Origin of the sequence: Sphingobium aquiterrae (assembly GCF_037154135.1) — a bacterium.
In the GTDB taxonomy this organism is placed as follows: Bacteria; Pseudomonadota; Alphaproteobacteria; order Sphingomonadales; family Sphingomonadaceae; genus Sphingobium; species Sphingobium aquiterrae.
In genome coordinates this window covers 245,837-255,722 of sequence record NZ_JBANFL010000004.1, presented here as the reverse complement: position 1 = coordinate 255,722, position 9,886 = coordinate 245,837, and the positions used below count along the sequence as shown (strand labels likewise).

Here is a 9,886-nt window from a genome sequence, read left to right as displayed (position 1 = left end):
AGGGCAACCAGTCTCCGCTTTAAGGGGGAAACTAGTCACGAGACGCCCCCAGTCTCCGCTTTGGGGGAAAACGACAGCGGAGGCCCACGCGGCGCATCGCGACGTCGAACGGATCGGCCGGGATCGGCACGAAGGACAGCCGCTCGCGACCAAGCGCATGTTCGAGGTCGAGCCGGTAGCCGGGCAATGGCTGGCGATGTACGATGGCGCGCAGCTCGAAGGCGAATCGCTTCAGCGGGGAGAGCACGCCGGACTTGAGATGGAGGTGAGCGACATCGAAGCTCCAGCCGCCTTCCTGTCGCCCGCCATGCTTGCGGACGATGCGGTAAAGCCAGCGCTCAAGCCCGCCGGTGAGGTCGAAATAGGCCCGGTCGATGGTCAGAACGAGTGCGCGATCGACCACCCCGGCATAGAACCAGTCGGGGACGATCATCTCGATGCCGAGTGCGCGACCCTTATTGTCGGCCAGCTCGCGCCATTCGTTGATCCAGGAGAAGCGATGTCGGCGGCGCTGGTGCTGTTGCCGGATCGAGGTGGCGACGCTGGTGGACTGGAGCCGGTCGAGCGCGGCCTTCAGCCGATCATAATGGTCGCGTCCGGTGCCGCGTCCGGTGAAAGTGAGGATGTCGTGGGGCGTCGCGGCGATCAGCCGGGAGGTCGGGCGGCCGGCGTCGCGGGCCTCGACGATCTGGCTTGCCGCCCAGATCAGCACGTCGGCATCCCAGATCGTTGCCATGCCATGCTCGGCGGTGGCCTCGACCGAGATCCATGTCTCACCCATGCGGAAGGCGATCGGCCGAACGCGCTTGCTCTTGGCGAGGCTGAAGAAGGGCCAGGCCATCAAATCCTGCGCGTCGCGCGGCGCCAGGTCGCCCCGGATCGACCGGAACAGGTCGAGTTGCGCCCGCTCATCGCCGAGGCGCTGCCGATATGGGGGTGCTGATAGCGTCACGCGGGTTTCGCCGCGTGCGCGCCGTTCCGGCGGGGCATGAGATCGTCCTGGCCGGGATCGGACGTCGAATATTTGGTGCCCAGATCGGCCCAGGCGCGCAGGTCATCGACCGTGTAGACGACGCGGCCACCGAGCCGGCGATAGGCGGGGCCGGTGCCGAAATAGCGATGCTTCTCCAGCGTCCGCCCGGACAGGCCGAGGAACCGTGCGGCCTCCGGGGTGCGCAAGAAGCGCGGCGGAAGGCTGTGCGGATTGGACATGAACGGCTCCTGCGAAAGTCACGGCGGCAGGAGACTAATCTGGCGTAGAACAGGTGGCGAAGCGGGGTATGAAGATGTGCGCTGCGCGGAAGTGACCACCCCACACGCCTGGCGATGCCGGTCCCCCGAAAAAACGGAAATCAGCGGATGCTCAACAGTTTGCGGTAGCCGCCGTTCATCATGGTGGTGGCGGCCCGCACGAGTCGTATCGAAAAGGAGCGTGCCCGCGAATCCTTCCATTCGATCGCGGGCAAGGCGGCCGCATCGTCGTCCCCCAGCGCGGCCGCAATGTCGCGATAATTGCCGCCGGCCAGCTTGATGTCGAGCGCGACGAGCATCTGTTCGAGTCGCAGTCGGCGATAGGGCGTGAGCGGCCAGCCACGCGGCGGTGGACCAGTCGGCCTTCCGAACAGGCGACGGTGAAAGCGCATCAGGCTGGCGATGCGCGTCTCGAAATCGCGATCGAGCGGAATCAGCGCCGCCAGCGGTTTTCCGGGTGTCGTATTGCGTACCCACAGCCGATGCTCACCCTGAGCGTCGGCAATGACGACATGGCGGCCGTCAAGGCCGCTCTGGTCGGCAGGCAAAGCACCCAAAGCGGTAGGGTCGATCGCTAGCGCGTCGGAGAATCCCCCAGGTGCGGCATCGAGCATGACCGTGACGGAGACAAGATCAGCACGCCATAGAGCAGCATCGGCATGGTCGGATGGAGTCCAGGCGAAAAGATAACCCCCATCGGCGGGCGAGCGCCGCACGAGCGGCGTCCTCGCTCACCGCGCCCGCCGCGATGCGGCGGACCATGCGGGCATGATCGGTGCGATACTGACGGTTGCGCCGCAGGAACTCTGCGGCAAATTCGGGGCGTCCGGGCGCATCCGGCTCTCGGCCGGACGCCGACGAACGCCATTCTGGCGATGGCATAGGCATCCTCCCAATCGCGTTTATCGCGGCCTGGTCGGTCAGGATTGCCGGAGTGGATTTCAGAAAATAGCGTAAAGTGAGCAGTTTGCGTTGCGGTTTGGTCGGATATATTTTCGACAGGAAAACGCGGTTTTCAACCGTGCCATTAACCATCGTCAGTTCATGCGGGGACCGAGAAGATAGGCGTAGCCGACTTCGGTCATCCAGCGGGCGCGGGCTAGATGACTGTCGTGAACGGCTTTCGCCCGTTCTGGGTCGAGCGTCGGATTGAGCCCGAAGATTATGGACACGGCCTCGCGCCAGTCGGCGCTCTCGTCGGCGGCGTCGAGCAGGCGGAGATAGTCTGACAGGTGCGCCTCGTCATAGCCGGTGAGATGCGGCTCGTCGGGCGGGCGGTCCTCGAATCGCTTGTCGGCCATCGTGAGGCGTTATCCTTGATCGTTCATTATTAGCCGGAAATGACGGTGCCGTGACCCGCTGGCGCGGCATCGTTATCGGCGCCGGCCGCACCACTAGCATGGAACTCCCATAATGGTTGTTTCATGACCAGCCAACGATACAACTGATATGGGATAAACCCGATGAGGTGTATCGTCCAGCGTGGCGCGCATGGATATGAAGCGCCTCGTTGGAACTAATTTTTCAAGACTGCGACGGGAAAAGGGCTTCACCCAGGAGCGTTTCGCCGAAGAATCCGGTTTCACACAGCAATATGTGAGCGATCTGGAGCGAGGATTGCGCAACCCGACAGTGGTGACGCTGTTTCATCTTGCTTCGGCGTTGGGCGTGAAGCCTGTCGATCTGGTTGCCGAGATCGAGAGCTAATCGAACGGGTTCGATTCTCTTCGCCATATCAATTTCCTATTCGCGAGCCGGGGCAAAGCCTCGGCGAGCGCGGCGCGCGCAATGTCGCACGACCATTGCGCGCGCCGCAGCCGACTCGGCCCTTGGCCAGATCATCGGACTTGCTGAAATCTGTGAATACGGAAAGCCGCAGAGCCGGAATCCGGCCCTGCGGCTCTCGTGTCAGGCAGCCTTGAGGCGCTGCATCCCTTCGGCGAGGGTCCACAGCGCGCGGTTGAGCGTCACATTCTGGTCGATGCCATTGATGGCGCGGGTCTGGCTGCGGCGAATACGGCCCTCCGCGTTGCGCTTCCGGCCGTCCAGTCCACCCCGGATCACGTTTTCCTGAATGACGTTGAACGTGCTCCACAGATTGCGGCCCACATCCTCGTGGCGGCGCGGCTCGATGATCTGCTCGGGGCGCAGCGGGCTTTCGTCCTCGCCATAACGGGCAACCAAGCTGACTTCGGCCAGCAAGCGCCGTTCGTCCTCGGAAAGCTGGACGTCCTTCATCGTCTCGCTGGCGTCGATCAGGCGCGGGAAATCCTCGGCAACGGTATAGACGCCCTCGATGATGTCATGCTGGATATTGCCCTTGTGGGGGACGCGGACTTCCTCGAACCGCTCGCCTGCGATCATGCTGTTGGTGCAGACGAAGCGCAGCATCCCGGCGAACATCTGATAGGCGCTGGTCCCGTCATGGCTGTTCACGATGATGACTTCGGCGGCCTCGGGCTTGCCGATACCGTCATCCCGGCGCAGGCGCAGCATATGCTTGGCGTGGCCGTGGCGGCTGCCGTCGCGCGGGACGGACTGGACCGCGAAGAACGGGAACCATCCTTCCCCGCGCAACCCCTCAACAATGTCGATGGTGGGGACATAGACATACCGCTCGGAACGACTGTCGTGCGCCTCGCGGGCAAAAATGGACGGGACGTGGCGATACAACGCCTCATTGTCGAGCGGTTCCCGCCCGCTGATCTGATGCGCGTTGCGGCCGAACCGGGTGGCAAGCTGATGGTAGGTCATTGGTCTTTCCTTTCCGTAGGTCTGAAGGTCGGCGAAGCAGAGCGCCGCGCCTGACCTTCTGGCCGTCGCCGAGACCGGGGGTGCAACCGGAGCGGGCGGCTTCGCGGGGAACCGGCTGCACGGAACGCGAAGCGTGGAGGAAGCTGGGCGGAAGCCGCTCCGAAGGGCGCCGGGGGCAGCGCCCCAAGCACGGCACCGCCATGGGCGGTGCAACCGAAGACGCCCGCGCACGCGGAGCAATCTTCCCTGCCGTCCTCTGTTTAGGGGATCGATCCATCACTGAGGCTACCGTCGGCGGATGCGAGGATGCTTGATCCAGTCGGTCGATTTGCGGATAGCGGCGAGCGACTCGCCAGGGCGTCGTGACGAAGGTGCGGCGCTGCGGCGTCTCCAACGACACTCTGAAAGGATATCCATGAACAACAATGAACTCGCCGAGAAGGTCGCGACCGATCAAGGCGCGACCAAGGCCGATGCGCGCAAGCTCGTCGATGCGGTCTTCGCCGCCATTGCGGATGCCGCTGCCGGTGGTGACGAGATTTCCATTAATGGCTTTGGCAAATTCAAGGTGAAGGCCAGCCCCGAGCGCGAGGGCCGCAATCCCGCGAATGGGGAAACGATGACCATTAAGGCATCGAAGAAACTTGCCTTCACACCTGCCAAGGCGGTGAAAGACAAGCTGAACGCCTGACCCTTCTGGCCGTCCAGACGATAAGATGCCCCGCCGGGACCGGCGGGGCATTGTCGTTTCTGGTCAGCGCGACCAGATGAGGTTGTGCTGGCCAGGCTTGTCGGTCTCGACCAGCGTGGCGTAGATCGGCGCGGAGAGGCTCGGATCGTCCAGCTTGACCGAGAGGTAATCGCGGCCTTCGCGGCTGGTCTTCTTCCAGGCGGCTCCGAACTCGATCGCCGGGGATTGGAGGCGGTAGTCGGGAGCCTTGTCGCTATCCTTGTCGACCGGACGGATCACGGTCTTGACTTTGAGGGTAAGGGTTTCGACGATGCCGGTGAAGCTGCCGTTATCGTTCTCGGTGAAGGTGCCGATCGTTGCCATGTCATTTTACTCCTGTCTTTCGGACCGCGCCTGTCGCGGCCTCGATGGTGATCGCCAGGCCGGGGGCGATTGACCGCGCACCCAAAGGGCCGCAGCAGAGCGGAGGATGGCGGCGGGCGGCTATTTTGCTTCGCGGTGCAAAGCGCGGCACGCGCGGCGGAAAATAGTCGCCCATAGCCATTGCGAGAGGTGATCGAGGCGGAAGCCATCCCCCGGTCAGATCACGCCATTGAAGAGGCCGTGCAGGAGCGCCCGAAGGTAGGTTTCGAGCACATGGAGGCCGTCGCCAGACAGTGTTGATGATGGCGCTATGCTCCGGCGGAAACGCGCCCTTCGCTATCGGAACCGATCCTCACTGCGATGATCGCGCGCACAACCGCGACGCCTGCCGCAATCTCAGACCGCCGAGGCCGGATGCGGATAGACCTGGACTCCTGCGAGTCCGTCAACGCGAAAAGGCCGATGGTGAGCGCCCTGATGCGTTTATCGTAGCGGGTCATGCCAATATTTCGCGCGGTATTCAGAAACTCGGCCAACCAGTCAGCGAAGACCTGCAATCGCCGCGACAAGTGCTGACGGTGCGGATAGAGCAAGGTCATCGGCATGGATTCCGCGCGATGATCCGGCATCACCTCAATCAGTTCACCCGCGGCGAGGTGCGCCTTTACGTCATAGGCCGGTATCTGAATGAGGCCGAGCCCCGCCAGGCAACAGGCGATATAAGCTTCGGCGCTGTTGACGGTCACGAAACCGGACATGGCCTTGGTCCTCATCGTGCCGTCCTCGATCCATTCCCAGTCCTCGACCCGACCGTTCGATGGCGATGGAGATCAGCGGGTTCCGTCGGAATGCCATAGCGCGCGATATAATCCGGACTGGCGACGTTGATCAGCGGCAGTTCACCGATCGAACGGGCGATCATGCCGGAATCGGCCAGCGGCCCGACCCGCAACACACAGTCTATGCTGTCCTCGACCAGATTGACCGCGCGATCGGTGACACCCAGGCCGATCTCGATATCGGGATAGCGCGCGAAGAAGTCCGGCAGCGCAGGGGCGATGATGAGCCGACCGATCCGTCCCGGCACATCAATTCGCAACATCCCGCGCGGCCCGACCGAGATCTGGCGAAACAGCCCCTCGGTCTCCTCGACATCGGCGATCAGTCGCAGGCAGCGATCGTAGAAGGCGACGCCGTCCTGCGTCGGCGAAACGCGGCGGGTCGTGCGATGCAACAGGCGCGCGCCGACGCGCGCCTCCAGTTCCTGGATCGCGGCCGATACCGAGGATCGCGGTATCCCCAGCATGTCGGCGGCGCGGGTAAAGCTCGCGCATTCGACGACGCGGATTAATGTCCTGAAAAGGTCGATACGATCCACTGTCACCACCCATTGTTCGTCTGTCCTGACATGTGATGTCAGAATGATCGGCTTTATGGCAACAATCGAGATGGTAATTTCTGCGCCCATGGGGTCGCGGACGACTCCGGCAACCAGCAGGAGACAGGCGCATGGCCGATCACAGTATCAAGGGTAAGACAGTTCTCATCGCCGGCGGCGCGAAGAATTTGGGCGGACTGCTCGCCCGTGATCTTGCCGGGCAAGGCGCGAAGGCGGTCGCCATCCACTATAACAGCCCGGCCACGAAAGACGCCGCCGCCGCCACTGTTGCCGTGATCGAAGCTGCCGGTGCGCAGGCTGTTGCCTTTCAGGGCGACCTGACCACGGCGGGCGCGATCGAAAAGCTGTTCGCGGACACGATCACGACCGTGGGCAATCCCGATATCGCGATCAACACGGTCGGCAAGGTGCTCAAGAAACCCTTCGTCGAGATCAGCGAGGCCGAATATGACGAGATGACGGCGGTCAATTCCAAGTCCGCCTTCTTCTTCCTGAAGGAGGCGGGGCGTCATGTGAACGACAACGGCAAGGTCGTCACGCTGGTGACGTCGTTGCTCGGCGCGTTCACGCCCTTCTACGCCGCCTATGCGGGTACCAAGGCGCCGGTGGAACATTTCACCCGCGCTGCGTCGAAGGAGTTTGGCGAGCGCGGCATCTCGGTGACGGCGATCGGGCCGGGGCTGATGGATACGCCCTTCTTCTACCCGGCCGAGGGTGCGGATGCTCAAGCCTATCACAAGACCGCCGCCGCTCTCTCCGCCTTCACCAAGACCGGGCTTACCGACATCGAGGACATCGTGCCCTTCATCCGCTTTCTCGTCTCGGACGGCTGGTGGATGACCGGACAAACCATCCTCGTGAACGGCGGCTACACGACCAAGTAGATCCCTAACATGGCGAGCCGGGCCGTGGCCCGGCGAGCGCGACACAAAAGTGGCCGCGCGCCCAAGAAGGCGAGCGGCCACGATTTTGAAGCCGGAACAATAGGAAGGCCGGGACCGTTGGTGCGATCCCGGCCCCGTTCTCACTCGGCGGCGACGGCGTAGGACCGACCCGCGCTATCCTCCGCTTCGGTATGTGAGGCCTCCGCCTCGGACGGCTGATCGACAGGTTCGGCCTCCGGCTCTTCGGCCTGCACCACCACCGTTTCCGGTTCGGGTGTCCGCAATACAGCAGGAAGCCATCCAGTTCCGGCCAGAAGCTGCTCGGCGGCCAGTGCCATGTCGGGCTTCTTCAAGGGCACGATCCGGGCAGCGGCTTCCTCCGATACGGCATCGGCCACGGCGGCGGTGATATGCGCCTTGGTGACACGGCCAAGATAGCTGTCCACCGTGAGCGTCCAGTCCTTCGCCACGTCCAGCGCCAGCGCGGTCGCCAGCCGGTCCGCCGTTTGCAGCGCCTTGGGCTTGCGATCCCACGGCAGGCGAAGCGCGTTCACCGTCTGCGAGGCGCAATGCGCCAGCAGCGCCAGCAACCGTTCCTGATCCAACACCATGACGAAGCCCCACAGGTCTGCCACGTCACGCGGCATCTGCCCGGCCCATGCTTCATGCCGCGCGGCCATCTCCACCGCCAGCGGCCTATCCTCGATCCCGTCCGCATGTCCGCCAAGCGGCGTCTCGGTGGGGCGAATTTCAAGGCAACCGGCGCTCTGGTTGTAGAAGAGTTGCGCGGTCATGGTATGGACCACGGCGACAAGGGCAAGGTCGGGCCGTTCACCAAGGGCGACACGCAAGGCCAACGTCCGGTGGGCGCTAAGGTCGCGAATGAGACTGTCGGAGATCGGCTTGCCCGGTTCCTCGTCCTCTTCGATTTCCTCGGCTTCCTCTGTCTCGTGCTGCTCATCATCCTCGGTCGCATTGCCCGTGTCGATGCCATCAGCTTCACCGTTCTCATCGTCCCCCGGATCAGCCAGCGCCTCGTCTTCGGGGCGAACGAACCCGCGATCGATCCGGGGTGTGCCGTCATGGTTCAGCACCACGAACACGCCACCGTTGGCGATTATCTGGCGGTCATAGGCCGAACGCTTCCCGGAAATGTCGTCCATGTCCTCGTCCAGCGCCTCCAGCTTCGCCGCCATGTCCTCGGGCATTTCGTCATAGGAGGAATAGCCGTCGGTCAGTGCGTCATGCTGCTCGGACAGGGCCGTGAACCGCGCCTCGTCCTCGTCGGACAGTGGGGCGGGCGTCGGGTAATAGCGCCGCAAGCCATGAGCGTGAGGGAAGTTGATATGGACGTCCGCCCATTTCCAGCCCTCGGCCTGAACCTGTGCCGCCACCTCGCGCAGCTTCTCGATAACGAGCATGTCGAGCAACCCGGCATCCTCGAAATATCCACCCTGATCCTCGGTAAACAGGTCGCGGATGATCGTGCCGCCTGCCTCCGCATAGGCTTCTGCTCCAACGAACACGGCCCGGCGATCATGGGCGGGCACGTTGTCGGCAGTGAGGTCACGGCGGATGATCCATGCCTCGCGATTGTGGTGCAGGTTCTCGAACACCTGTTCCTGACGGATATGGTCCTCGGTGATCGCAAAGGCCATTAACTGCTCCAGCGAAATGCCGTCCTCGCGGTACACCTGCATCAACTTCGGACTGACCGCGCCAAGGCGAAGCCGCTGCTTCACCACATGGGCGGACACGCCGAACCGCGCGCCAATTTCCTCCGCGCCCCAACCCTTGTCGTCGGAAAGCTCCTTGAAGCGTTCGACCTGATCGGCGGCGTGCATCGGGGTCCGGGTGACGTTTTCGTCCAGACTGATCTCGGCGGGGTCATTGTCCGTGTCGAGATAGCAGCGGATCGGTTCGGTCTTCTTGATCTGCTTGCGCTTGACGCGTAGCAATTGCGCCAGTCTGCGACCCTCGCCAGCGGTGACAAGGTAACAGCCGGTCTGCTCATCCCCCTTATATTCCGGTTCGATCACAAGGTTCTGGATCATACCCTTGTGGTGGATACTGGCGGCCAGCGCTTCGATGGCGGCTTCGCCATGTGGCATCTTGCGGGCATTGCGCGGGGACTTCTTCAGCTTGTTCAGCGGCACGAAAATCTGGATGCCACTGACGGCTTCGGTCTGGACGGTATCGGTCATCTTCCTTACTCCTTCAAAGCACACGCACCCCGGAGCGGGGTGGGCGGCGAAAGAGCGACCGGAAGGCCCGCCGGCAGAGCCGGGCAGCACCCGCCGTCGGGGTCCCCGTCGCGCTAGCGATGGGGTGGCAAGGGCCGGAACGCAGAGGAGGTAAGCGCGCTTGCGCGCGTTGCGGCCCGGCGCGGCGGGTCTATAGGGAAGCGACGCCCACCCCGCGCTGGGGAGCGTAGCGACCAGTCGACGCGATCGGGACGGCGCAGCCCTGGCCCGATCTCGGTATCATCGTAAAGGCGCAAATCCGTGGATACGGATTTACGGACCGGCGTGAATACGCCTTCGC

The 9,886-nt window shown here is 63.4% G+C and carries 13 protein-coding genes; 3 read left to right on the top strand and 10 right to left on the bottom strand.

The window, feature by feature from the left end; all coding sequences use genetic code 11:
• Positions 1-31: 31 nt before the first annotated feature.
• From WFP78_RS06545 to WFP78_RS06525, 5 genes are all read right to left on the bottom strand, one after another.
• The gene (locus tag WFP78_RS06545; RefSeq protein WP_336959929.1) at positions 32-952 is read right to left on the bottom strand and encodes a replication initiator protein A; all 921 of its coding nucleotides are present in this window, start codon (positions 950-952) and stop codon (positions 32-34) included.
• The gene (locus WFP78_RS06540) at positions 949-1,212 is read right to left on the bottom strand and encodes a helix-turn-helix transcriptional regulator (RefSeq protein ID WP_336959927.1); all 264 of its coding nucleotides are present in this window, start codon (positions 1,210-1,212) and stop codon (positions 949-951) included. Before WFP78_RS06540 ends, WFP78_RS06545 begins: the two co-directional genes overlap by 4 nt.
• Positions 1,213-1,352: 140 nt before the next feature.
• Positions 1,353-1,865, bottom strand: coding sequence for a DUF2285 domain-containing protein (locus tag WFP78_RS06535; protein WP_336959925.1), 513 nt, complete (start codon positions 1,863-1,865; stop codon positions 1,353-1,355).
• Positions 1,866-1,884: 19 nt separating this feature from the next.
• Entirely contained in the window at positions 1,885-2,286 is a 402-nt protein-coding gene (locus tag WFP78_RS06530) for a transcriptional regulator domain-containing protein (protein WP_336959923.1), read from the bottom strand.
• Positions 2,287-2,288: 2 nt separating this feature from the next.
• Positions 2,289-2,552: a DUF2285 domain-containing protein gene (locus WFP78_RS06525; protein ID WP_336959921.1), complete on the bottom strand. Its 264-nt coding sequence runs from the start codon at positions 2,550-2,552 to the stop codon at positions 2,289-2,291.
• Positions 2,553-2,748: 196 nt separating this feature from the next.
• Between WFP78_RS06525 and WFP78_RS06520 the strand changes: the two genes are divergently transcribed.
• Entirely contained in the window at positions 2,749-2,958 is a 210-nt protein-coding gene (locus WFP78_RS06520; RefSeq protein WP_419722925.1) for a helix-turn-helix domain-containing protein, read from the top strand.
• Between the two features lie 201 nt (positions 2,959-3,159).
• Here WFP78_RS06520 and WFP78_RS06515 read toward each other — a convergent pair whose 3' ends face one another.
• On the bottom strand, positions 3,160-4,005 hold the full coding sequence (locus WFP78_RS06515) for a DUF932 domain-containing protein (protein WP_336959917.1): 846 nt from the start codon (positions 4,003-4,005) through the stop codon (positions 3,160-3,162).
• A 298-nt stretch (positions 4,006-4,303) separates the two neighbouring features.
• Here WFP78_RS06515 and WFP78_RS06510 point away from each other — a divergent pair, with 298 nt between their 5' ends.
• Complete coding sequence (locus WFP78_RS06510) at positions 4,304-4,696, top strand: HU family DNA-binding protein (RefSeq protein ID WP_336959915.1); 393 nt, start codon at positions 4,304-4,306, stop codon at positions 4,694-4,696.
• Positions 4,697-4,759: 63 nt separating this feature from the next.
• Here WFP78_RS06510 and WFP78_RS06505 read toward each other — a convergent pair whose 3' ends face one another.
• The 3 genes from WFP78_RS06505 to WFP78_RS06495 form a co-directional block, all read right to left on the bottom strand.
• Positions 4,760-5,059, bottom strand: coding sequence for a DUF736 domain-containing protein (locus WFP78_RS06505; RefSeq protein WP_336959913.1), 300 nt, complete (start codon positions 5,057-5,059; stop codon positions 4,760-4,762).
• A 308-nt stretch (positions 5,060-5,367) separates the two neighbouring features.
• The gene (locus WFP78_RS06500; RefSeq protein ID WP_336959911.1) at positions 5,368-5,832 is read right to left on the bottom strand and encodes a LysR substrate-binding domain-containing protein; all 465 of its coding nucleotides are present in this window, start codon (positions 5,830-5,832) and stop codon (positions 5,368-5,370) included.
• Positions 5,829-6,437, bottom strand: coding sequence for a LysR family transcriptional regulator (locus tag WFP78_RS06495; RefSeq protein ID WP_336959909.1), 609 nt, complete (start codon positions 6,435-6,437; stop codon positions 5,829-5,831). Before WFP78_RS06495 ends, WFP78_RS06500 begins: the two co-directional genes overlap by 4 nt.
• A gap of 131 nt (positions 6,438-6,568) precedes the next feature.
• Here WFP78_RS06495 and WFP78_RS06490 point away from each other — a divergent pair, with 131 nt between their 5' ends.
• A complete protein-coding gene (locus tag WFP78_RS06490) occupies positions 6,569-7,342 on the top strand; it encodes an SDR family oxidoreductase (RefSeq protein ID WP_336959907.1) in 774 nt (257 codons plus the stop codon).
• Between the two features lie 140 nt (positions 7,343-7,482).
• Here the strand turns inward: WFP78_RS06490 and WFP78_RS06485 are convergent, their stop codons facing one another.
• The gene (locus tag WFP78_RS06485; protein ID WP_336959905.1) at positions 7,483-9,546 is read right to left on the bottom strand and encodes a ParB/RepB/Spo0J family partition protein; all 2,064 of its coding nucleotides are present in this window, start codon (positions 9,544-9,546) and stop codon (positions 7,483-7,485) included.
• Between the last annotated feature and the right edge of the window lie 340 nt (positions 9,547-9,886).